The sequence below is a fragment of the Nocardiopsis protaetiae genome, from assembly GCF_045446735.1.
GTDB classification, from domain to species: Bacteria; Actinomycetota; Actinomycetes; order Streptosporangiales; family Streptosporangiaceae; genus Nocardiopsis; species Nocardiopsis protaetiae.
Window position 1 is genome coordinate 1 of sequence record NZ_JBJJBV010000017.1, and the last position, 21,674, is coordinate 21,674.

Annotated in this window: 16 protein-coding genes, 1 tRNA gene and 2 pseudogenes; 5 read left to right on the plus strand and 14 right to left on the minus strand. The window is 72.9% G+C overall.

Annotated elements, in window-relative coordinates:
- Nucleotides 1–18 precede the first annotated feature (18 nt).
- The 3 genes from ACJOT3_RS04400 to nhaA all read right to left on the minus strand — a co-directional run bounded on the left by ACJOT3_RS04400 (nt 19) and on the right by nhaA (nt 3,403).
- Nucleotides 19–1,419, minus strand: coding sequence for a DEAD/DEAH box helicase (locus tag ACJOT3_RS04400; protein WP_406969031.1), 1,401 nt, complete (start codon nt 1,417–1,419; stop codon nt 19–21).
- A gap of 258 nt (nt 1,420–1,677) precedes the next feature.
- Nucleotides 1,678–1,881, minus strand: a complete 204-nt coding sequence (locus ACJOT3_RS04405; protein ID WP_306370511.1) for a cold-shock protein — start codon at nt 1,879–1,881, stop codon at nt 1,678–1,680.
- 247 nt (nt 1,882–2,128) lie between these two features.
- On the minus strand, nt 2,129–3,403 hold the full coding sequence (nhaA, locus tag ACJOT3_RS04410) for a Na+/H+ antiporter NhaA (protein WP_406969034.1): 1,275 nt from the start codon (nt 3,401–3,403) through the stop codon (nt 2,129–2,131).
- 232 nt (nt 3,404–3,635) lie between these two features.
- On the opposite strand from nhaA, the gene ACJOT3_RS04415 reads away from it, so the two are divergent.
- A complete protein-coding gene (locus ACJOT3_RS04415) occupies nt 3,636–4,526 on the plus strand; it encodes an alpha/beta fold hydrolase (protein WP_406969036.1) in 891 nt (296 codons plus the stop codon).
- A 206-nt stretch (nt 4,527–4,732) separates the two neighbouring features.
- On the opposite strand, the gene ACJOT3_RS04420 is transcribed toward ACJOT3_RS04415, so the two are convergent.
- The 8 genes from ACJOT3_RS04420 to ACJOT3_RS04455 form a co-directional block, all read right to left on the minus strand.
- Entirely contained in the window at nt 4,733–5,644 is a 912-nt protein-coding gene (locus tag ACJOT3_RS04420; RefSeq protein WP_406969038.1) for an aminoglycoside phosphotransferase family protein, read from the minus strand.
- A 111-nt stretch (nt 5,645–5,755) separates the two neighbouring features.
- Nucleotides 5,756–6,007, minus strand: coding sequence for a DUF2795 domain-containing protein (locus tag ACJOT3_RS04425; protein ID WP_406969040.1), 252 nt, complete (start codon nt 6,005–6,007; stop codon nt 5,756–5,758).
- A gap of 68 nt (nt 6,008–6,075) precedes the next feature.
- Nucleotides 6,076–6,741: a cysteine hydrolase family protein gene (locus ACJOT3_RS04430; RefSeq protein WP_406969042.1), complete on the minus strand. Its 666-nt coding sequence runs from the start codon at nt 6,739–6,741 to the stop codon at nt 6,076–6,078.
- Nucleotides 6,738–7,823: an LLM class flavin-dependent oxidoreductase gene (locus ACJOT3_RS04435; protein ID WP_406969044.1), complete on the minus strand. Its 1,086-nt coding sequence runs from the start codon at nt 7,821–7,823 to the stop codon at nt 6,738–6,740. The genes ACJOT3_RS04430 and ACJOT3_RS04435 overlap by 4 nt, the downstream gene beginning before the upstream one ends.
- Before the next feature lie 95 nt (nt 7,824–7,918).
- Nucleotides 7,919–9,034, minus strand: coding sequence for an ABC transporter substrate-binding protein (locus ACJOT3_RS04440; protein ID WP_406969046.1), 1,116 nt, complete (start codon nt 9,032–9,034; stop codon nt 7,919–7,921).
- Nucleotides 9,031–9,951 (minus strand): ABC transporter permease, encoded by a 921-nt coding sequence (locus ACJOT3_RS04445; protein ID WP_406969182.1) that lies wholly within the window; start codon nt 9,949–9,951, stop codon nt 9,031–9,033. The genes ACJOT3_RS04440 and ACJOT3_RS04445 overlap by 4 nt, the downstream gene beginning before the upstream one ends.
- Nucleotides 9,952–9,991: 40 nt before the next feature.
- Complete coding sequence (locus ACJOT3_RS04450; RefSeq protein WP_406969048.1) at nt 9,992–10,891, minus strand: ABC transporter ATP-binding protein; 900 nt, start codon at nt 10,889–10,891, stop codon at nt 9,992–9,994.
- 293 nt (nt 10,892–11,184) lie between these two features.
- A complete protein-coding gene (locus ACJOT3_RS04455) occupies nt 11,185–11,616 on the minus strand; it encodes a hypothetical protein (RefSeq protein WP_406969050.1) in 432 nt (143 codons plus the stop codon).
- A 463-nt stretch (nt 11,617–12,079) separates the two neighbouring features.
- On the opposite strand from ACJOT3_RS04455, the pseudogene ACJOT3_RS04460 reads away from it, so the two are divergent.
- A pseudogene (locus tag ACJOT3_RS04460) lies at nt 12,080–13,711 on the plus strand (NHL domain-containing protein); the annotation flags it as partial.
- A 1,853-nt stretch (nt 13,712–15,564) separates the two neighbouring features.
- The gene (locus tag ACJOT3_RS04465) at nt 15,565–16,902 is read left to right on the plus strand and encodes a hypothetical protein (protein WP_406969052.1); all 1,338 of its coding nucleotides are present in this window, start codon (nt 15,565–15,567) and stop codon (nt 16,900–16,902) included.
- Here ACJOT3_RS04465 and ACJOT3_RS04470 read toward each other — a convergent pair.
- Nucleotides 16,860–17,378, minus strand: a complete 519-nt coding sequence (locus ACJOT3_RS04470) for a DinB family protein (RefSeq protein WP_406969054.1) — start codon at nt 17,376–17,378, stop codon at nt 16,860–16,862. The two genes, ACJOT3_RS04465 and ACJOT3_RS04470, sit on opposite strands and share 43 nt — an antisense overlap.
- A 351-nt stretch (nt 17,379–17,729) precedes the next feature.
- Nucleotides 17,730–18,569 carry a MerR family transcriptional regulator gene (locus tag ACJOT3_RS04475; protein ID WP_406969056.1) on the minus strand — a complete coding sequence of 280 codons (840 nt, stop codon included), beginning with the start codon at nt 18,567–18,569 and terminating at the stop codon, nt 17,730–17,732.
- Nucleotides 18,570–18,781: 212 nt separating this feature from the next.
- On the opposite strand from ACJOT3_RS04475, the gene ACJOT3_RS04480 reads away from it, so the two are divergent.
- Complete coding sequence (locus ACJOT3_RS04480) at nt 18,782–19,288, plus strand: hypothetical protein (protein ID WP_406969058.1); 507 nt, start codon at nt 18,782–18,784, stop codon at nt 19,286–19,288.
- Nucleotides 19,289–19,379: 91 nt separating this feature from the next.
- Nucleotides 19,380–19,452, plus strand: a tRNA-Lys gene (locus tag ACJOT3_RS04485).
- A 777-nt stretch (nt 19,453–20,229) separates the two neighbouring features.
- Here the strand turns inward: ACJOT3_RS04485 and ACJOT3_RS34840 are convergent.
- Nucleotides 20,230–21,624 (minus strand): annotated as a pseudogene (locus tag ACJOT3_RS34840) (tyrosine-type recombinase/integrase).
- Nucleotides 21,625–21,674: the final 50 nt, after the last annotated feature.

Here is a 21,674-nt window from a genome sequence, read left to right on the forward strand (position 1 = left end):
CCGCTGTGAGACCTCGGGTCAGCGGCGCGGGCGGCGGCGCCCGCGCGGAGCCCGGTCGCGCCGCTGCTCCGGGGGCGCGACGGACCGCACCGTGACCGGGACGCCCGAGGGCTCGCGCGCCCCGGTCACCTCGGCCAGCTCGGGGGCGGCGACGCCCCCGCCCAGGGTGCGCGGCTCGATCCGCGCCCGGCTCATCAGCCGGGTCATGTCGCGGCGCTGGGAGGGCATCACCAGCGTGACCACGCTGCCGGACTCCCCGGCCCGGGCGGTGCGTCCGCCCCGGTGCAGGTAGTCCTTGTGGTCGGTGGGCGGGTCGATGTTGACGACCAGGTCCAGGCCGTCCACGTGGATGCCGCGGGCCGCCACGTTGGTCGCGATCAGCGCCGTGACGTCGCCCCGCTTGAACTGGTCGAGGGTGCGGGTCCGCTGCGGCTGGCTGCGCCCGCCGTGCAGCGGGGCGGCCAGGACCCCGTTGGCCAGCAGGTGCTCGGCCATCCGGTCCACGGCGCGCTTGGTGTCGAGGAACATGATCACCCGGCCCTCGCGGGCGGCGATCCGGGTCGCCACGTCCTTCTTGTCCGTGGGCGACACGTGCACGACGTGGTGCTCCATGGTGGAGACGGCGCCCTCGGACAGGTCGACCGAGTGGACCACCGGGTCGTTCAGGAAACGGCGGACCAGGGTGTCGACGTTGCGGTCCAGGGTGGCGGAGAACAGCATGCGCCGCCCGTCCGCCGGGACCTCCTGGAGGATGGCGGTGACCTGCGGCATGAAGCCCATGTCGGTCATCTGGTCGGCCTCGTCCAGGACGGAGGACTCCACCCGGTCCAGGACGCAGTCGCCGCGCTCCATCAGGTCGCGCAGCCGCCCCGGGGTGGCCACGACCAGGTGGACGCCCTGGCGCAGGGCTCGGGACTGGCGGTAGATCGGCATGCCGCCCACGACGGTGGCGGTGCGCACCCCCACCGAACGCGCGTAGGGCTCAAGGGAGTCGGCGACCTGCTGGGCCAGCTCCCGGGTGGGGGCCAGGACGATCGCCAGGGGCCGCCGGGGCTCGGCGGCGCGCCCGTCCAGGCCGGCGAGCAGGGCCAGGCCGAAGGCCAGGGTCTTGCCGGACCCGGTCCGGCTGCGGCCGAGCACGTCGCGTCCGGCCAGGGAGTTGGGCAGGGTCGCCGCCTGGATCTCGGACGGCGTGGTCAGACCCTGCTTGGCCAGGGTCCTCTTGAGGGCCGCGGGCATGTCCAGGGCCTCGAAGGAGTCCACCGGCGGGAGCGCCGGGGTGACGGTGACGGGGAGAGCGAACTCCCCGGAGGGGCCGCCGCCGGTGCGGGGGCGGGCGGCGGCGCGGGGGCGCTGCCGGCCGTACCCCCGGGAGGGGCGGCTGCGGGTGCTCGTACCGGTGCGATACGGATGACTCATGGGTGGCCTTTCGCCGACGGCGTTCGCCGGGCGGGAGGCCTGGGGGCGTGCTTCGTGCAGCTGTGCCACGCCCGTGTGGCCTCGCAGGGGGAAACCGGGGTACGCCGGATGAATGAAACTCGTGGGCGCTCGTCCGGCGGATGTGCCGGGGCGCGGGGGCCGGTCCGAAGACCCGGCCGGAAAAAGAAGAACGACGGGGTCCGGCATCCCGAAGGGCGGACCCCGTCGCGGGAGGAGCTGGCGCTCCCCTGGATCAGGCTAGAGCAGGGTGATGTTCTCGGCCTGCGGGCCCTTGGCGCCGGCGACGGCGTCGAACTGCACGGCCTGGCCCTCGGCGAGCTCACGGAAGCCGGTGGCCTGGATGTTGGAGTAGTGGGCGAAGACGTCGGGGCCGCCGCCGTCCTGCTCGATGAAGCCGAAGCCCTTTTCAGCGTTGAACCACTTGACCGTACCGGTCGCCATATGGATACCTCTCGTAGAAGAAATGAAGAAAACCGCGTGTGACGATTTTCCCGTCACCGCGGTGATCTCCCGACGAGATGGATCCATCGGGGCTCACGACTGCAACTTCCTAGAACCTAGCACACGGGAATCGCCCTGTCCCGATAATTCGGTGTGTCACATGGCACCGGCGGATGTGGTATCGAAACGGTCGGAAATGTGTTGCGCCCCGGTGCAGAACCGCCGGATCCCGGGCATGGCGGGGCTTTCAGCCCCGGTCGCCGCCCTCCCGCTCGGCCATGGCGCGCATCAGACCCCTGTAGTGCCGCGACCGCGAGCCCAGCACGACCGCCGCCAGCGCGGTGGCGATGAGCGAGGCCGCCAGCACACCGGTCTTGGCGTGCGCCAGGTGCTCGGGGGAGTCCGCGAAGGACAGTTCGCTGATCAGCAGCGACACCGTGAACCCGATCCCGGCGAGCTGGGACATGCCGACGATGTCGATCCACTTCAGGCTCGGGTTGAGCTCGGCCCGCGTCACCTTGGTGGTGATCCACGAGCCGCCCGCGATCCCGACGGTCTTGCCGACCACCAGGCCCAGGATGATGCCGAGCGACGCCGGGTCGCGCAGCACCGCGCCGAACCCGTCGATGACCACCCCGGCCGAGAAGAACGCGAAGATCGGCAGCGCCAGCCCGGCCGACCAGGGCCGCAGGATCTGCTCCACCCCGTGGCTGGGGTCGTGCGCCTCCCCGGGCAGCGCCCTGGTGCGCATCAGCAGGCCCATGGCCACACCGGCGATGGTGGCGTGCACGCCGCTCTCGTGCATCAGCACCCAGACCAGCACCGCCAGCGGCACGTACACCACCCAGTTGGGCAGCCGCGAGGCGTTCAGGACGACGGCCAGGCCCCTGCCGCGCTGGAGGTAGCCGAAGACCGCCAGGCCGGCCAGGGCGCCGGCCAGCATGAGCAGGTCGATGCCGGAGGTGTAGAACACCGCGATGACCACGATCGCGCCCAGGTCGTCGACGATCGCCAGGGTCAGCAGGAACGTGCGCAGCGCGGGCGGCAGGTGGCGGCCGATGACCGCGAGGATGGCCACCGCGAAGGCGATGTCGGTGGCCATCGGGATGCCCCAGCCGTGGACGGTGTCCGGCGAGGAGGAGTTGACCGCCGCGTAGATCGCGGCGGGCACGGCCATGCCGCAGAGCGCCGCCACGATCGGCAGCATCGCCCGGCGCGGGTTGCGCAGCTCGCCGTTGACGAACTCCTGCTTGAGCTCGTTGCCCACGACGAAGAAGAAGACCGCCAGCAGCCCGTCGGCCGCCCACGTCTCCAGGGACAGGTCCAGGTGCAGGGACGCGGGGCCGAAGGTGACCGAGCGCAGGTTCTCGTAGACCTCACCGAAGGGCGAGTTGATCCAGACGATCGCGATCAGCGCGGCGCCGATGAGGAGGAAACCTCCGACGGTGTCACTGCGCAGGGCGTCGGCGAGTCGGGCGAGGGGGCCCCGGGACGCGGAATGTGCCAGCGGGTCGATGCTCATGGGCGGCTTTCTGGAGACGGCTGTGGGACCGCCGACCAGTCTTCCCGGCACACCTAGGACTTTCGAGTCTCACCCCGTGCTCTCCGGGGATGGTGCGAAAGTCCAGACCAGAGCATATACGTCCGTTTTCCGTGTTTCCTGTCCGGGGTGTCAGGCAGGCTTGTTCCGCCGCGGGCCGGGAAGACTGGTCGGCGGTGGCTTCATCTCCCATCCGGAAACGAGCAGGTGTCCGATGCCCGACACACACCTCCACGGTACGCACATCTACCGCTCCGAGACCGGTGCCCGTGAGATCCGGACCTGGTGCGAGGAGCGGATCGCCGCATGGCCCGCGCTCAGGGCACTGCCCGAACTGCGCACCGGCCTGGGCGCCACGCGCGCCTTCACCGCCCCGGGCGGGGACGCCCCTCCGGTCATCGTCCTGAGCGGCACCAACTTCAACTCCGCCACCTCGGTGGAGCTGGCCCGGATCCTGGCCCGCGACCGCGCGGTCACCCTGGTCGACCTGCCCGGGCAGCCCGGGCTCAGCGAGGGGCTGCGCCCCCGCTCGGGCCGGGCCGTCTCCTACGGGGCCTGGTTCGACGAGGTCCTGCCGCTGCTCACCGGCCGCCCGGCGACCGTGCTCGCGCACTCGCTGGGCGCCGCCGTGGCGCTGGCCGCCAAACCCTCCGAGCTGGTCCGCGCCGTCGTGATGGTCGGCCCGGCGGGGCTGACGGCGGCCTCGATGAACTCGGACCTGATGCGGGTCACCCTGCCGTGGATGATCGGGCCGCGCGACGACAAGAGCACCCGCCTGCTCGACTACATGAGCGGGCCCGGGTACACCTCCCGGGCCCGGGGCGTACGGGTGCACCCGCTGGCGCCGTGGATGACCCTGGTGGGGCGGCACTGCCGGACCAGCCTGGCCCCGGGGCCGCTCCCGATGGAGTGCCTGCGCCCCTGGGAGGGCACCCCGGTGGTCGTGGCCACCGGCTCCGACGACGCCTTCTACTCGCCCGCGCGCCTGCACGGACCGGCCCGGCGGCTGCTGGACACCGAGGTCACCGTCCTGGAGGGGGCGGGGCACCTGGCCCCGCACGAGGTCCCCGAGGAGATCGCCGGGCTCGTGCGCTCCCTGGACTGACGGCCGCGACGCCGTCGGGGATCCGGTCGGCCAGCGCGTCGGCCTCCTCGCCGGGAACGACCGCTGGCGTGCCCACGGGCAGCGGCTCGCCCTCGTCGGTGACGGTGACCGAGCGCACCACCGTGCCCAGGCCGCGCGGGGCCGCCATGAGCCCGTGCGCGGACTCGTCGAGGGCGTCCAGCAGGGACTTGAGGGTCCGCCCGGGTTCAGCCGTGGTCCACCTCCGGGGTCCTCTCCGCGAGAACGACCTGGTCAAGCGTATGCGAGCCGATCGCCGCCAGAACCGGGGCGTCGTCGGAGTGGCCGGCCAGCAGCACCCCGAAGAGCAGCGCCCAGGCCCGGGCCCGGTCCCACACGTGCGGGTCGACGGTGCCCGCCACGTCCACCCGCGCGCGGAACGCGGCCCGCTCCGCGGGCCCGAACAGCATCCACGCGACGGCCAGGTCGGTGGCGGGGTCGCCGGAGGTCAGGTCGCCGAAGTCCAGGACCGCGGCCAGCCCCCGCCCCGGGGCGGCCAGCAGGTTGGCGGGATGCAGGTCGCCGTGCAGCCACAGCGCCGGGCCCGGCCACGCCGGCGCGGCGGCCAGGCCGTCCCACAGCCCGGCCAGCCGCCCGCGCCGGGGCACGCCCGACGCCTCCAGCCGCCGGTGGAACCCCTCGGCGCGGGCGGCCAGCGGCACGCCCCGGAAGGGGTTGTCGGGGGCGTCGGCGGGCGCGGGCACGTGCAGCCGTACGACGAAGTCCGCCAGCGGGGCGACCAGCCCGCCCCGCTCCGCGACGGGGACCTCGGCGGCCGTGACCCCGTCGAACCAGGGCACGACCGACCAGTGCCAGGGGTAGCCCCGCCCGGGGACGCCGACCCGCACGGGCGCGGGCACCGGGGTGTCCAGCCGGGCGGCGATCTCTCCCAGCCGCCGCTGCTCGTTGCGGGCCAACTCGGCGGCCCGCTCCCGCCGCGGCAGCCGCACCGCCAGCGCGTCGCCCAGCCGCAGCATCGTGTTGTCCCACCCGTTGGCGACAACGGTCAGGGGAAGTCCGGCCAGATCGGGGTGCTGGTCGGCCAGCAGCCGCCGGACCAGCCCGGGGGTGATGTCCACCTCGGCCTCGGGGATGTCCATCCCCCATCCTCCGCCATCCGGGGGACCGGAGCGGCCGGGGCCCGTGCGGGTCCCGGCCGTGGTGTTTCGGTGTCGCGGTGTTCGGTACGGCGGTGCGCGGTGCCGCGGCGGTCAGTGCCGCCGGCGTTCCCGGGCGCGGGCGGACTCGGTGTGCGAGCCCGGCTCGGTCTCGGGCAGCGGGACCGCCGCCAGGACCTCCTTCGCCTCGTAGAAGTCCGCGGGGGGCATCGCCCGCAGCGCGGTCAGGATCTCCTCGTCGCCGTTCGCCTCCAGGGCGGCGGCGACGATGCGGTCCCTGTCCGCCGGAAAGTCGATGCCCTCCAGGATCCGCCGCAGGCCCGCCAGACCGCGTTCGACCCCCATGGCCCCTCCCCCGTGCACCGCGGGCCCCTCCCGCGGCGCACGGGGTGACTACCCGGCGGCCGGGAGCGTCAACCCCCGGCCCGCCACAGCCCGGTGACGGCGTCGACCGTCGCGACCACCGCGGCGTGCCGGGCCAGCCCCGCCAGCGCCGCCTCCTGCCGGCCCTGCTCGTAGGTGCCGACGGCGTCGGCCGCCACCACCACGCGGAACCCGTGCTGGAAGGCGTCCCGGGCGGTGGCGTCAACGCAGCAGTCCGTGGTGAGCCCGCACACCACCAGCCAGGTGACCCCCGAGGAGTACAGCAGGCGGACCAGGTCGGTGCCGTGGAACGCCGAGTAGCGGCGCTTGGCCACCACCTCCTCGTCCCCGAGCGGCTCCACCCCGAACCACTCCGGGCCCGGGGTGCCCGTCAGGCACGGCTCCCGGGCCTGCGCCTGCTCCGGCGGCAGGCCCGCCAGCCCGCGCAGCCACCGCGAGGAGTCCCACGGCTCGTCCGGGTCCTGCTCCAGCCGGGTCCACACCACGGGGACCCCCGCCGCGCGGGCCCGGTCGACCAGCGTCCGGGTCCCGTCCAGGGCGGTGTCGATCCGCCCCCGGGCGCCCGCGTCCAGCCGGGGCAGCCGCTCCGGGTCGGCGAAGTCCCGCTGCGGGTCCACGACGAGCACTGCCGCCTCCCCGAGGGGGCCGGGCATCGGGCGCGTGTGCCCCGAGACGTCGACGAGGTCGGCGGTCACCGCTCCCCCTCGGCGGCCGGGCGCAGCAGCGGCATCACCCGCTCCCCGAAGTCCGCCAGGTCCGCGTGGTAGTCGGGGAAGATCAGCATCAGGCCGTCCAGCCCGGCGAACTCGACGATCTCCCGGATGCGCTCCGCCACGGTGTGCGGGGCGCCGGTGACGAACGGCGTCTGGAACGCCTCGTCCTCGGGCCGCTCCGCGGTCAGCGACAGCGCCCGGTCCGGCGGCAGCCCCCAGGCCACCTTCATGTTGACCAGCGCCTCCACGTCCGCGCCGCGCCCGTACTCCAGCCTGCGGGCCTCGGCCTCCTCGTCGGTGTCGGCCAGGACGACCGTCAGCATCGAGTAGGTGCGGATGCTCCGCCCCTGCTTCTCGGCGCGCAGCTTGACGTCCTGGCAGGCCGTGCGCAGGCCGGGCAGGTCCTGCGCGGTGAGGAACGAGCCGTCGCAGTGCCGGGCCTGGAAGTCCAGCCCGGCCTCGGAGCGGCCCGCGGCGATCAGCGTCGGCCGGGTCGCCGGGTGCGGCAGCGACCGGCAGTCGTCCAGGTGGAAGTACTCGCCGTCGTGGTCCACGGCCTGCTCCGACCACAGCCGCTCCAGCACCGAGGTCCACTCCTCGGTCCAGCGGTAGCGGTCGGCGTGGGACAGGGTGTCGTCCCACAGGCCCATCTGGGCGAACTCCTTGGCGTAGGCGCCCACCACGATGTTCATCCCGGCGCGGCCGCCCGCGATCTCCTGGAGGGTGGTGAACATCTTCGCGGCGATCGCCGGGTGGAACAGGTTGGTGTGGACGGTCGACCACACCTTGACCCGCTCGGTGGCCTCGGCCAGGCCCGCCATCATCGTGATGGACTCCAGGGTCCGGCCCCAGTGGTCGGTGGCGCCGTCGTACCCGCGCCACTTGCCCATGGACATGATGAAGTCCAGGCCGTACTGCTCCGCCAGGACCGCCGCCCTGCGGTTGTAGGCGTAGGTCGCCTCCGGGTGCGGTGCCGTTTCGGAGACGATCCACCCGCCGCTGCCGATGGGCAGGAAGATCCCGTACTCGGTGTCGGCGGCCGGTGTCCCGCCAGGTTCTGACAACTCGGTTCCCTCGCTCTGTGAATGCTCTGACAACTACAGGGGGCACCGGGGCCGTCGCCCCGGTGCCCGTGGCCGTTCCCCGCGGGCGGGGGGTACTACTCGTCCTTGTCCTCGGCGGGCCAGCTCACGTTCCCGGCGACGTACACGGCCTCCAGGTAGTGCGGCTCGAAGAGGGGCTCCAGGTTGGGCACCTCGTCGAGCACGCCGTTGGCGACCAGGTTCTGCGTCTCGGACTCGGTCATGCTCAGGTCGATGTAGCCGAAGGCGGTCTCGTCGGGGGTGGAGGCGCGCACCAGCTCGCTCTCGGCCGCCCAGACCTTGAGGTTGTGGTCGACGTCGAACTCACCGGTCGGGTCGAAGGAGGCGGCCTGCTCCACGCACTCGCGCTCGTTCTCCTCGCAGTACTCGAACGCCTTGCCGATGGCCCGCAGGAAGTCCTCGACCACCGTCCGGTTCTGGGCGGCCCACTCCGGGTTGGTCGCCATCACGCCGAAGGAGCCGATGACACCGAAGTCCTCGGGCAGCCACTCCTTGTACGACTCGCCCATGGCGTCGAGCTGGTGCGGCTCGTTGGAGCGGAACGCCGTCAGCGCCTGCACCTGGTCGCGGGGCAGCACACTCGGGTCGTACCCGGATTCGACCTGCTCGATGGAGTCCACGTCGACCCCGGCGGAGTTCAGCATCGCCTCCAGCGGGGCGGCCAGCATGCCGGGCCGGCCCAGGGTCTGGCCCTCCAGCTCCTTGAGGTCCTCCACGTCGGGGCCGGTCAGCAGGGATGCGATCGGCACGTGCCCGTAGGTGGCGATGCCGACGACGTCGTGGTCCTGCTCGTTGGCCTGGACGACCTCGGCCTCGTTGGCGATCGGGGTGAAGTGGGCGGTGCCCGCCGACACCAGCGCCGAGTTGGCCATGATGTCGCCGACGCCGCCCTCGATCTCCACGTCCAGGCAGACGGCGTCGAAGAAGCCCAGGCCCTCGGCGGCGAACACCTCCAGCTGGCTCACCGAGGCCTGGTAGAAGTAGCCGGAGATGTAGGTGATGGTGCCCGCGTCCTGGTTGGTGGTGCACCTCTCGGCGTTGATGGCGAGGTCGGAATTGGCCGAGGGCTCGGTGGCGGCCTCGGAGCCGCCGCAGGCGGCGGTCGCCAGGACGGCCGCTGTCAGGGCCGCGGCACCGAGGTACCGGGCCAGGGGGGTGGTGGGGGTGGTCATCGGGGGCGCTCTTCCGTTCGTTGGACAAGATGGGATCTGCGGGGACGGGAAGCGTGGGTGCGCTGCGACTCGTGCCAGAAGAGCACCCTGCGCTCGACGGCGGAGACCAGCGCCAGCATGAGCACGCCCATGGCGGCCAGGCATGCGATCGCGGCGTAGACGGAGTCGAGCCGCGCCGCGGAGGCGGAGGTGCGGATCAGGGTGCCGAGCCCGCCGCTGCTGCCCGCGGCCACGAACTCGGCGACCACGGCGCCCACGATGGACAGCGGCATGACCACGCGCAGCGCGGCCAGGGTGTAGGGCAGGCCGTAGGGGATGCGCAGCCGCCACAGCACCTCGAAGCGGGAGGCGTGCAGCGTTCGGAACACGTGCAGGACGGGCTCGGGGACCGCGCGCAGCCCCGTGGCGACGTTGATCAGCACGGGGAAGAACGTGATGATCCCGGTGACGATGACCTTGGGGGCCAGGCCGAACCCGAACGCCACCACCAGCCCGGGCGCCAGCGCGACCACCGGGGTCACGTTGAGCACCACGGCCAGCGGCATGAGCGCGCGCCGCACCACCGGGACCTCGGACATGACCAGGGCCAGGACGAACGCGATGCCCGCCCCGCAGGCCACCCCGATCAGGGCGATGGACAGGGTGCTCCAGGCGTTGGCGAGGAACACCTCGGGCCGGTCCACCAGGGTGAGCCCCACATCGGAGAGCCGGGGCAGGATGTAGGGGTGCTCGGCGGACACCGCCGACCAGCCCACGCCCAGCAGCAGCACCACGACGGCGGTGGGCGCCCAGGTGGCCGGGTGCAGGGGGCCGCGCGGCCGGTCGCCGCGACGGCGGCGGCGCGCGGGGGAGGAACCGGGGCCGGGCGCCTGTTCGGGGCGGTCGGGGGAGCGGCGCAGGGGGGCGGTCGCGGTCATCTCGGTGCTCTCGCTCATAGCGTGACCTCGGTGTTCCCGCTCATAGCGGAACGAGGTCGTCGGGGGCGGCTCCGCGTTCCCACGCGGATTGCAGGGAGGCGCGGACACGGTCCTCCAGGGCGTGCATGTGCGGACCGGTCACGACGTCGGCGTCCCGGGGCCGGGGCAGGTCGATGGGCAGCACCTCGTGGACGCGGCCGGGCCGGGCGGACATGACGACGACCTCGTCGGAGAGGGTGACCGCCTCGCGCACCGAGTGGGTGACGAAGACGACCGTCGTCGCCCGGCGCTGCCACAGGCCCAGCAGTTGGAGCCGCAGCGCCTCGCGGGTGAACTCGTCCAGGGCGGAGAAGGGTTCGTCCATGAGCAGCAGCCGGGGGCGCAGGCCGAAGGCGCGGGCGATGGCCACCCGCTGGCGCTGGCCGCCGGAGAGCTCGTGCGGGTACCGGTGGGCGACGTCGGACAGGCCCACCGCCCGCAGCAGGTCGTCGGGGTCCTCGCCGCCGGCCCCAGAGCGGCGGTTGACCCGGCGGGGCAGGACGATGTTGCGGCGCACGGTCTGCCAGGGCAGCAGTGCCGGGGTCTGCGGGACCAGGCCCACCCCCTTGGCGGCGCACAGGGCGTGCGGGGTGGAGCCGAAGAGCGAGACCTCCCCGGCGTCGTGGTCCTCCAGGCCGGCGATCACCCGCAGCAGGGTGGACTTGCCGCAGCCGCTGGGGCCGATGAGGCTGACGAACCGGCGGGGGCCGATGTCCAGGTCCACGGACGCCAGGGCCGGACGGTCGGGGTCACCGCCGTCGTAGGTCTTGGTGAGGCCGCGGATGCGGATACCGAGATCGTCCGAGAGATGTGGCAGGGGGTGCGACGGGGCGTGTGGCGAGGGGTATCGCGAAGTGTGCGACGAGGTGTGTCGCGAGTTGTGCGGTGAGGGGTGTGTCATGCCCGCTCCTCATTCTGTGTGCGCACATGCTTGCACAGGGTCGCCATCCGGGGCGTGTCGAGGACGCGCACGGCGGATCAGACCGCGTCGGTGAGGAGTGGGGGGCCGGGTGGGGATCCGGCGGTCACGGGTGAGAAGTCCACGGAGGCACCCTCCTGTCGCTCCCCGGGTACGACGAACCGGGGGCTGGCGGTTGGAGAGCGGGTGGAAGATCGTGGATCGACGGCCCGCGGGGGGTTGTGTGACGGGGTGAGACGTTAGGGAGCCGGCATTAACTCTGTATGAAGGCTCCGTCACGTACCGATATCAAGGACGCGTACACGGAGGTCCGCGTCCAGTAGGGCGACGGTGATCCGGTGCGTGGCGAACGCACTGGGCAGCCAGGCGCCCCGGCCGAACAGCCGGGCCAGGGGTTCTCCCAGGACCAGCAGTACCCGCGCGCGCGGGAAGTGGGTGTCCCGGATCCAGGACAGTTTGAAGGCGTCGGCGATGACCTTGTTGCGCTGGGACGACTTCACCTGGCCGGAGAAGGGCGAGCACTGCACGAGCAGGCTCGGCGGGTCTCCGTCGGCGCAGTCGACGCCGACCCGGACGCCGTCGGCGAGGGTGAACTCGCGTGGTGCCAGGTCAAGACCGAGTTGGGCGGACAGTGCCCGGGCCAGTTCGGTGTTGTCGGGTCGCCGGGCGAGGGTGTCCGCGGGGTCGCGTACCGCTGTTTCCCTCATGACAAGGAGACTTTAGTGCACAAGAGCCCCAGTGGACTCCGCCATTCGGCCTTTGTCCGCCGTGTTCAGGGATGGGTCCGGTGTGATCACCTGGGGTTTTCTCAAAACCAAATTGTGATGTGTTTCACATATCGGGGTAATGGGTGGGGTTCTCATTGGTATCCGGTACCGAAAGAGGTTCCGGATGGATCGGACTCCGTACGCATGTGCGCTTCGGGGCGGATGCGCTTTCCTTTCCCGGGGGAAGTTGAAAAGCGGACCATAAATGTTTCCCACTGTTACGGCGGAAACGGCTTTTCGGTGTGCTTTCGGGGCGTTTCGGGCGCGAAGCGCGGAATTCGTCACGGAGGGTAGTGGTCGATCGTCGTCGGGTGACGGCCGGAACCGATCGCCCTCCTCGGGGCATCCACCTGGGAGAACCCCCGCACCCCCGGCCGGGGCGCGTACGGAGACGGGAGCCCCGATGACGTTCCGACCCCGGCGGGCCGCCGCCCTCGCGGCCTGCCTGGTCCTGCTGGCCACGGGTGTGCCCGCGGTGGGCGCGCCCGCGGTGGGTGCGCCCGCGGTGGGTGCGCGGGCCGACGACGACACGGCGGGCGCCGCCGATGCCGCCGGCACCGCCGTTCGTTTCGAGGCGGTCGCCGTCGCCGGACGCGACGTGAGCGGCTACTCCGGAGACGGGGGAGCCGCCCGGGACGCACGGCTGGGCGAGTGGCTCGACCTCGCCGTCGGCCCCGAGGGCACCGTCTACATCGCCGACCGCCAGGCCAAACGGGTGCGCGCGGTGTCCCCCGACGGCACCATCGACACGGTCGCGGGCACCCTGGGCCGCCGATCGCCCGAGACCGACGGCCCCGAGGTCGTCCCCGGGTGGTTCCACAGCCCGAGCAACACCCCCGCCGCCGTCGCCGTGGACGACACCGGGGCGCTCCTCGTCGCCGCCCGCAACGACATCCGGCGGCTGGCCCCCGACGGGGAGGCGGAGGTGGTCGCCGACGGCGAGGGCGCCGACTTCCGGGACGGGGACGGCGACGGGGACGGCGGCGACGGGGGACCGGCCGCCGACGCCCGGATCACGGACGCCGGGGACCTGGCGGTGGGCCCCGACGGCTCCCTGTACATCGCCGACACCGAGAACTCCCGGGTGCGCCGGGTGGACGCCGACGGGACCATCACCACCGTTCTGGGTGGTGGGGACCAGGCCCCGAGGAGGACCGACGACCCGCTCCGGGCCCAGGTGTACGAGGTCCGCGACATCGCGGTCGGCCCCGACGGCTCGCTGTACGCCCTCGACTCGATGTCCCCGGTGGTCCACCGGGTGGACCCCGACGGGCGCCTGGGCGTGGCCGCCGGGGTGCCCGGCGAGGGCGGGTTCTCCGGCGACGGCGGCCCCGCCACCTCCGCCGAGTTCACCCCCGAGGCGGTGGCGGTCGGCGGCGACGGCACCCTGTACATCGCCGACGGCCGCAACGGCCGGGTGCGCGCCGTGGCCCCGGACGGGACCGTCTCGACGCTCATCGCCGACCTGGGCGAGGTCCGGGACGTCGCCCTGGGACCGGACGGGGAGCTGTACGCGGCCACCCCGGGGCGGGTGTGGCGGATCGCCCCCGAGGAGGAGGACCTGACCCGCACCGAACCGGTGGTGACCGGGTCCGACCCGTGGGCCGGGGAACACCCCGGCACCGTGCTCACCGTGGCCGGTACCGAACACGAGCCCTTCGAGGAGGACCCGGTCACGCCCTTCTTCCCGCACGCGGAGGTGGCGGACCTCCCGCGGAACATGGCGGTCGGGGGCGGTGCGGCCGGGGACGGGGCCGTCGGGGAAGGGACGGGCGACGCGGCCGGGGACGGAATCGTGTACGTCGCCGACCCGGCACGCCACCGGGTGTTGGGCGTCGGCCCCGACGGAGAGGTCACCGTGGTCGCCGGGACCGGCGGCCCCGAGGGCGGGTCCTCCGGGGACGGCGGCCCCGCCGACGCGGCCGCGCTGAACAGCCCCGGCGGGCTGGCCGTGGGCCCCGACGGCTCCCTGTACATCGCCGACACCGGGAACCACCGGGTGCGCCGGGTGGACCCGGACGGGACCATCGGCACCGTCGCCGGAGCGGGCCGCTACGCCGAGGACGGCGAGGAGGTCCGGGAGGGCGACGCCCGCACGGTGCCGCTCACCCCCTCGGCGGTGGCGGTCGGCCCCGACGGAACCCTGTACATCACCGACGCCGGGGCGGGCCGCGTGTTCGCCGTCGACCCCGCCGGGGACCTGACCACCCTGGCGGGCGGCGGCGACCGCTGGGCCGACAAGGCCGACGGGTACCCCGCGGTGGAGGCCAGCCTGTGGAGCCCCTACCGGGTCGCCGTCGACGGCCGGGGGCGGGTCCACTTCATCGAGGGCGGAAACCAGGCGGTCCGGCGGGTGGAGCCGGACGGCACCCTGATCACCGTCGCGGGCGACTCCTACCGGGAGGAGGGGGAGGGCGGGTTCTCCGGCGACGGCGGACCGGCCGACGAGGCCGAGCTCAACACCCCGACCGGCATCGCCGCGCACGGCGGCGACCTGTACATCCTCGACACCTTCAACGCCCGGGTGCGCCGGGTGGACGCGGACGGGGACATCACCACGGTGGCCGGGACCGGCGAGCCCCGGGACACCGGGAACGGTGTGCCGGCGGTCGACGCGGGGCTGGCCGAACCGACCGCGATCGCGGCCGGGCCCGACGGCTCCCTGTACCTCACCGGCCCGGACACGGACGGCGTGCGCCGGGTGGACCCGGAGGGGACCATCGACACCCTGGTCGGCGAGGAGGCCCTCGTCCTCGACGAGGCGGTCCCCGCCGACGGGGGGAGGGCGGAGGAGTTCGAGCTGTGGTCCCCGCGGGGACTGGACGTGGGGCCCGACGACACCGTCCACCTGGTGGACGGGCACCAGGGGCTGCTGCGGACGGTGGCCGGCGGGACCGTGCGCACACGGAGGGAGGCCGACACCGCCGGGGGGAGCGTGACCTTGCAGACCCGGCTGGTCGCGGCCGCGCCGGACGGCTCCGTGTACGCCTACACCGCCTTTTACGGCGCCGTCCACCGGATCCTGCGCGACGGGACCGCCGAGGTCGCGCTGAGACCGGGGACGGTCGGGCTCTCCGACGGGTCGGGGACCGTGGAACTCCAGCCCAGGGACATCGACGCCGGACCGGACGGCGCGCTGTACGTGTCCACCCCGGAGGACGCCGTGTACCGGGTGGAGGAGGACGGGTCGGTCACCCCGGTGGTGGGCGGGCCCGTGCCGCAGGGGGACGGCTGGACGTTCGCGGACGAGGAGGAGGACCGGGACCCGGCCGTGGAGGTGGCGGCGTTCGCGGTGGGGCCCGACGGCGTGTACGTCGCGGAGGGGACCGATCCGCGGGTCTGGCGGTTCGACGCCGCCGGGGAGCGCACCCTCGTGGCGGGCACCGGGGAGACCTCCTGGAGCGGCGACGACCTGGGCGACGGCGGGCCCGCGACCGAGGCGGTGCTGCCCTCGGTGTCGGGGGTCGCGGTGGCCGACGACGGCACCGTCTTCATCAGCGGGTACGGGCGGGTCCGCATGGTGCGGGACGGGGAGATCTCCACGGTCTTCGACACCAGGGTGGAGACCGAGGAGGGGGCGCGGTACCACTCGCTGCGCGGACTCGCGGTGGACCGGCACGGCAACGTGTACGTGGCCGACGGGGACACCTCGCAGGTCCTGGTGATCGTCCGGCCGGGGGACCCGGTGGTGCCGTGGGCGGGGATCGGGATCGCGGTGCTGGCCGGTCTTGCGGTGCTGGCGGCGGTCGCCGCCGTGGTGCTGCGCGGCGACCTGCCGCGGGCGCTGCGCGAACCCCGGCGGCTGCCGGGGGCGCTGGCCACGGTCGCGGTGCTCCCGGTGGCGGCGCTGCTGGACCTGGGGACGCGGATCGAGACGGGGTGGCGGCGGTGAGCGGCGTGCGGAAGGCGGAGGAGGCCGTGGCCCGGGACGGGGTCCCGGTCGTCGGAAGGCAACGCATCCGGGCCGGGATGTGGACGGCCGGCGTCATCGGCGCCGTTCTCCTCCCGCTCGCGGCGTACACCTACTGGTCGGGGAACGGGCCGGCGGACGACACCCTGACCGGGGCGGTCGCCGGGGCCCGGATCGACGACCCGCACCCGGTCGGTCGCCCGGTCACCGGGATCCACCCCGACTGCGGTGTCCCCGAGGGGACGGTCCGGGCGCTCGCCGGGGACGTCCGGCCCTCCGCCCCGGTGTCCTCGCCCAACACGGCCCTCGAACGCCGCTGCGTGTGGCGGGACGAGGAGGGCGGTGTGGGGGAGGGCGGCGCGGGGGAGGGCGGTGTGCTCGACGTCGAGGTGCGGGTGTTCGAGGCCGAGGACGGCGACCCCGACCGGGCCGCGGCCGCGGGTGTGCGCGGGCTCGCCGACCTGCTGACCTGGGAGCTGCGCGACCACCCGGAGGCGGAGGTCGCCGAGTTCACCGGGCTGGGCGAGCAGGCCTACCTCGTGCACGGGGTCCGCGGCGTCCACCGGGACGAGGAGACGCCGGGCACCGCCGTGTTCTTCCGCAGCGCGAACACCGTGGTCCGGGTGGCCCACCGCGGTGAGTCGCCCGAACTTCCGCCGGGGCTCGATCCGGGGCTCGACCTGGGACTCGACCCGGGCGGCGGGGAGAACGGGGACGAGGGGAAGGCCGGGGGCGGCGGGGACGGCGCGGTGTTCGCCGCCGCCGCGATCGCCGACGGCCTGGGCGCGGTCGCCGGGCCGCTCACAGCGTTCGAGCATGAGCCCGAGACCCGCGACGGACTCCCCGACCGCTGCCCGGACCTGCCGCACCCCCGGGAGCCCGAACGCACCGAGGAGGCGTACCTGGTGGAGACGGCCCGCTTCGGCGAGACCGAGATCCCCCAGGCCTCCTGCGAGTGGCCCGGCCCCGAGTACATCGACGTCGACACGGTGCTGCTGCCCACCGCGGTCGACGCCCGCGGCGAGTACCTGTACCTGTTCCACCGGGAGCGGGCCGCGCCCCGGCCGGACGGCGCGGACGACCCCGCCCCGACACACGTGTTCGTGCCCGTGGACGGGCCGGGGGACGAGGCGTTCGCGGTGTACACCCGCGAGGACGACGACTCCTGGAAGGCCCAGGTGGTGTTCCGGGACGGCGGCCTGCTGGTCCGGGTCACCGGCCTGTACTTCTACCCCGACCGGGGCCAGGGGGCGGGCGAGGTCCTCGACCGGTTCTACGGCTTCGCGGAGGAGGCCGCCCGCAGCATCCGCAGCTGACCCAGCTCGGCGGCGTTCTTCATCAGCTCGGCGTTGACCCACGCCACCGTGTCCGCCACCGACATCCCCGACCCCTCCGGCCAGGGGAAGGGCGCGGGGGCGTCGGGGGACACGGTCGGCAGGACCGCGGCCCACTCCCCGCGCAGCGCGTTCAGCCACTCCACCACCCCGTCGGGGCCGGGCCAGGCCACCGCCTCCCGGTCCCGGGGGACCCGCCCGGACAGGTGGTCCAGGGTGACACCCCACCACCAGCCGATGTGCCAGGTCACCCAGCCGACGGTGGGGACGGGGACCGGGTCGGGCTCGGAGTCTGCCCAGTCGGGGACCCAGCCGTCCCCGGACCGGTGCATCGTCCAGCACAGGGGGACGGGCTCCCACAGGACGTCCTCGGGGACCAGGCGGTCCAGGTGGTACTTCAGCAGGCCCCAGGTGAGGTCGAACTGGCGGTGCAGCAGGTCGATACGGGCGTCGCTCATGCGGGGCAGCCTCGCACACGGGCCGGGTGGTGACCAGCGTTTTTCCCGGGGCCGTGGTGGCCGCCCGGCCGTTCGGCCGGCGCGAGCACCACCCGATCGCGAGCACCCACCGCCCGACACCGCGGGTACGCGGAGCAACGCCCGGCCGTTCGACCGTCACAGGCATCGCACCCGACCGAAAGCGTCCGCCGGACAGGGCTCAGCCCCTCCGGACCGGCCTCCGCCGCGCGACACCACGGTTCCACGAGACAGCGTCCGGCGACGGTGCGCCCGCCCGGTCGGCGTTCGCGCGGACCTGACGACCACACCGCCACCGAACACGCTCTATTCCGCTCGCACGCTCTACTCCGCTTATTCCGCTCGGCGGACGGGCTGCACCAGGTCGGTCACCCACTCCTCCTGCGGGCGGTCGCCGGGGGTCCAGTACACCTCCCGGCAGACCCCGGCCAGCTCCAGACCCTCTTCGCGCACCCAGTCGACCAGCGCCGCCCAGGTCTCCCCGATCCCGGCGACCTCACCCCGGTGGGTGGTGACGGCGGCCTCGCCGCCGGGCAGCTCGGACACCTCCAGCCCGGGCACCCCCTCCACCCCGGCCGGGAGCACGAAGCCCGCGGTGACCGCGATGCCCTCACCCTCCCCGGACTCGTCGTAGCCGTAGTAGGCCACCGCGGGGCCGTGGCCGTGGACCCCGGCGGCCGCCAGTGCGCCGGCCGCCTCGGGGAACATCGGGCCGATCACGGGGCCGACGTTCTCCGGCCCGGGGCCGGGGGCCGTTCGCGTCAACGTGGCGATCCGCTGCGGCTCCACCCGGCGCAGCTCTGCCGCAATGGTGTCGGACGTGGACATGGCGGGGATCCCTTCCCTGCGCCGGAGGTAGGCCTCGACCCGCGCCAGCCGGGCACGGCGTTCGGCGATCTCCCGCCGAACGCCCTCCCCGGCCGCCTCCAGGATCTCCCTCTCCAGCCGGGGGTCGGGGTCACCGCACACGATCCGCGCGATGTCCTCCAACCCCAGGCCGAAACCGCGCAGCTGCACGATGCGGCTCAGCCGCGTCAGCTGCCCGACCTCGTAGAACCGGTACCCGGTCACGGGGTCGACCCGGGCGGGGGTGAGCAGACCGATCCGGTCGTAGTGCCGGAGCATCCGCACGCTCACCCGCCCGATCGAGGCGAACTCTCCGATGGTGAACATGACACCTCCACGTTCGGGGCTGACACGGTGTCAGGGTCAAGGGGGGACTCGCACTCCGCTCTCCGATACCGAGCCCCACATGGGCCTCCAGCCACCAAAACGAACACCACAACCGATCCCCACACCCAGACCACCGATCCCCACCCCTCGAACCCGACTCATCCGCTACCCTCGGCCTTCACCCCCCGACCCCCACCCCCCGGACCGCACCCATGACCCAGGACCCCCTCCCCTCTCAGCCTTCCTTCCCCTCCCATCCCTCCAAACGGCCCCTGTCCAACGGCGCCAAGGTTGCCCTCGGCCTCGGCATCGGCTTCCTCCTCACCACCCTCCTCGGAACGGTCGGCGTGATCGGCACCGTCCTCACCCTCCGCCACCTGGCCCCCGAACCCTCCCCGACGGCCGTCGTCGAGGAGGCCGCGGACGGGTACACGGCCGCCACCCTCGTCGACGAACTCGACACGCTCTACCCGCTCCCCGACCCCCGCGACGAAACCCCCTCCTGCGAGCCCGAGGGCTGCCTCGGCGCGGTCGAGACCGACCTCCTCACCGTGTACGAGCTGCCCGACACAACGTCCGCCACCGCCTGGGCCGCCACCCTCGGCCCGGGCGACGCCCGGCCGGCGGGCCGGTTCGTCCTCTTCTGGCCCGAGACCTCACCCCAACCCCTCCAGGACCGGGACAAGCTTCACACCAAGGCGATCGTGCTGGTCGGCTAGCGGGCCGACCCATACTCGACTGCGTGCCCCCAGGGGTTTCCGGTAGACTCTGGCCTCGGTGGCGTCGGCCCTGCTCAGGGCGGTGCGTCACGGGCCTCTAGCTCAATTGGCAGAGCAACGGACTTTTAATCCGTGGGTTCAGGGTTCGAGCCCCTGGGGGCCTACCCACAAAACCCCAGGCCAGAGGCCCTTTTTGAGGTCTCGGTTCTGCGTTCTTCTCGCCCCAGGCACCTCCCGCTTGCTCGAAGCTCGCTCTTTTGTCTCGCCCGTGCCTCCCACCTCCCGAGCCTGCTCGCTCCATGCTCCTCCGCCGGGCCCGCCGCGTTCGTTCCTGCCCCGGGCCCGTGTGCGCCCACCAGCGCCCCGCTGGGCGCCCGTGTGCCGTACCGCCCCGTTCGGTAGCGCACCCCGGGGGTGGGGCGCCTGCGGCCGGTTGCGGCCAGCGGGTGGCAGCCGGGGCATGGGTGGGTAGAAGAGGTGACGAGCTGTAGGCCATCTCCTCGGGGTGGGCGTGTACACAGAATCTGATTCGGTTCTGGAAGCCCCGTGTTGCGTGCAGAGCGTTCGCGCTGTTCAGGGGCTTGCAGCTGCGAAAAGTGGCCTGGGTCACGGGTTGGAGTGCGCTCGGGAAGGTGGTCGCGTGCAGCGGGGGTGTATCGTCGCAGGTCGCGACCCCTGAAAACGGGGGAGGGTTCCGGAGGCCTATAAAGCCCGTAGGGCATGGAAACCGGAAGCATGAGGGCGACGAGAGCCATGATGCCTGGTTCCGGAGGCCTATAAAGCCCGTAGGGCATGGAAACGCTCAGGCGAAGAGCACCCCGATGAACAGCATGGTTCCGGAGGCCTATAAAGCCCGTAGGGCATGAAATGGCGGCTGCTGCCAATGCGAGGGCCGGGGCGGGGGGTTGATCCTCCCGCCCCGGCCTTGTGATGGTGTCGGGTCAGCGGGTGGCGGGTGCTCGGTGGGTGGTGAACATGGCGGCGGTGGCCTCGGCTGCCGCTTTGGCGACGTCGGGGAACACGGTCTGGTAGGTGTCCTGGGTGAAGTGGGTGGTGGCGTGGCCGAGTTCGGCGGAGACCACCTTGACGTCGACGCCAGCGGCCAGGGCGGTGGAGGCGGCGCCGTGGCGCAGCCCGTGCAGCCCGATCGGCGGCAGGTCCGCTGCTTGGGCGATGCGGTTGAACCAGTCGGTGACCTCGGCCGGATGCCACCCCTGGCCGCTCTCGCGGGTGAACACCAGCCCGCTGTCCACCCAGTCCTTTCCGGCGGCGAGTTTGGCCTCCAGCTGGTGGCGGCGCCACCGCTTCAACACCCGGGCGGTGGTGGTGTCGAGGGTGATGGTGCGGGACCCCGCGTCGCTTTTCGGGGTACTCGTGATGGTCTTCCATCCCACCTGGACGATTTGGGTGGTGATATCGATCTGTTCGTCGGTGAGCCGCACGTTCCGCCAGGGGAGTCCGACGGCTTCTCCGCATCGCAGTCCCTTGATGGCGATGAGGTGGAGCAGGGCGTAGAGCCTGGGGTATTTGCGGGCGTGGGTGAGAAATGAGGTGGTCTGGTCGGGTGTCCAGACCATGACCTCACCCGGAATGGCGCCGTCCTTACGCCATTTCGTGACCCGGTCGGTGGTCCACACCAGGGGCTTTTTCCTGGGGTAGGAGGGGAGCCGGGCGTGGGAGGCGACGTTCACCGTGATGGGCAGTTCGGGTGAGCGGATGGCTTCGGACTGGGCGCTGCGCAGGGTGGCGCGTATGCGGTGCTTGGTGGACAGCGAGGTGATGCGCTTTCCCTTGACCTACGCGCGCACCTGCGGGTCGGCGGATTCGCGGCATTCCAGGACGTGCTCGTTGTTCTCCTCGATCGTGGCGAACATGGCCTCGATGTGGCGGGCTTGGAGCTTGTTCAAAGCCAGGTGGCCGAGGTGGGGGATGAGGTGGTTGCGTAGGTGCCCGGCGTAGGACGCGCGGGTGCCCTCGGCCAGCCCCGGTTTGCCCTTCAACCACTCGGTCAACCACTCCGCGACGGTTGGCACCGTGGTGCGGACATCCACGCCGAGGGTGATCCGCCGCTTGACCTCATCAACGTTCGGTAGGGGAGCGCGGGCGCGCAGGGCGGACTGGATGAGGTCGGCGACCCGCACCAGCGTTTCGGGTTCGTCCTCGTTGGCGGTTTCGAGCAGGATCTTGATGTGGGCGAGTTCGCCCAGGGCGTCCTCCTGGGAGGCCAGGCCCACCTTGCGGGCCTGACGGTGTTTGCCCTCGGCGGTCAGTGGGAGTTCGATCTGGTAGCCCCACCGGCCGTGGGTGGAGCTCCAGGTCCCGTTGCGGCGCCGCAGCTTGGGGCAGCGAGCTCCGACGGGCTTGTGGGTGTCGGGGTGGAGCCTTC

Bases quoted from the DNA above. Each gene is read 5' to 3' on its own strand.
- ACJOT3_RS04400 (WP_406969031.1), bottom strand. From the start codon at position 1,419: ATGAGTCATCCGTATCGCACCGGTACGAGCACCCGCAGCCGCCCCTCC.
- ACJOT3_RS04405 (WP_306370511.1), bottom strand. From the start codon at position 1,881: ATGGCGACCGGTACGGTCAAGTGGTTCAACGCTGAAAAGGGCTTCGGC.
- nhaA (WP_406969034.1), bottom strand. From the start codon at position 3,403: ATGAGCATCGACCCGCTGGCACATTCCGCGTCCCGGGGCCCCCTCGCC.
- ACJOT3_RS04415 (WP_406969036.1), top strand. From the start codon at position 3,636: ATGCCCGACACACACCTCCACGGTACGCACATCTACCGCTCCGAGACC.
- ACJOT3_RS04420 (WP_406969038.1), bottom strand. From the start codon at position 5,644: ATGGACATCCCCGAGGCCGAGGTGGACATCACCCCCGGGCTGGTCCGG.
- ACJOT3_RS04425 (WP_406969040.1), bottom strand. From the start codon at position 6,007: ATGGGGGTCGAACGCGGTCTGGCGGGCCTGCGGCGGATCCTGGAGGGC.
- ACJOT3_RS04440 (WP_406969046.1), bottom strand. From the start codon at position 9,034: ATGACCACCCCCACCACCCCCCTGGCCCGGTACCTCGGTGCCGCGGCC.
- ACJOT3_RS04445 (WP_406969182.1), bottom strand. From the start codon at position 9,951: ATGACCGCGACCGCCCCCCTGCGCCGCTCCCCCGACCGCCCCGAACAG.
- ACJOT3_RS04450 (WP_406969048.1), bottom strand. From the start codon at position 10,891: ATGACACACCCCTCACCGCACAACTCGCGACACACCTCGTCGCACACT.
- ACJOT3_RS04455 (WP_406969050.1), bottom strand. From the start codon at position 11,616: ATGAGGGAAACAGCGGTACGCGACCCCGCGGACACCCTCGCCCGGCGA.
- ACJOT3_RS04470 (WP_406969054.1), bottom strand. From the start codon at position 17,378: ATGAGCGACGCCCGTATCGACCTGCTGCACCGCCAGTTCGACCTCACC.
- ACJOT3_RS04475 (WP_406969056.1), bottom strand. From the start codon at position 18,569: ATGTTCACCATCGGAGAGTTCGCCTCGATCGGGCGGGTGAGCGTGCGG.
- ACJOT3_RS04480 (WP_406969058.1), top strand. From the start codon at position 18,782: ATGACCCAGGACCCCCTCCCCTCTCAGCCTTCCTTCCCCTCCCATCCC.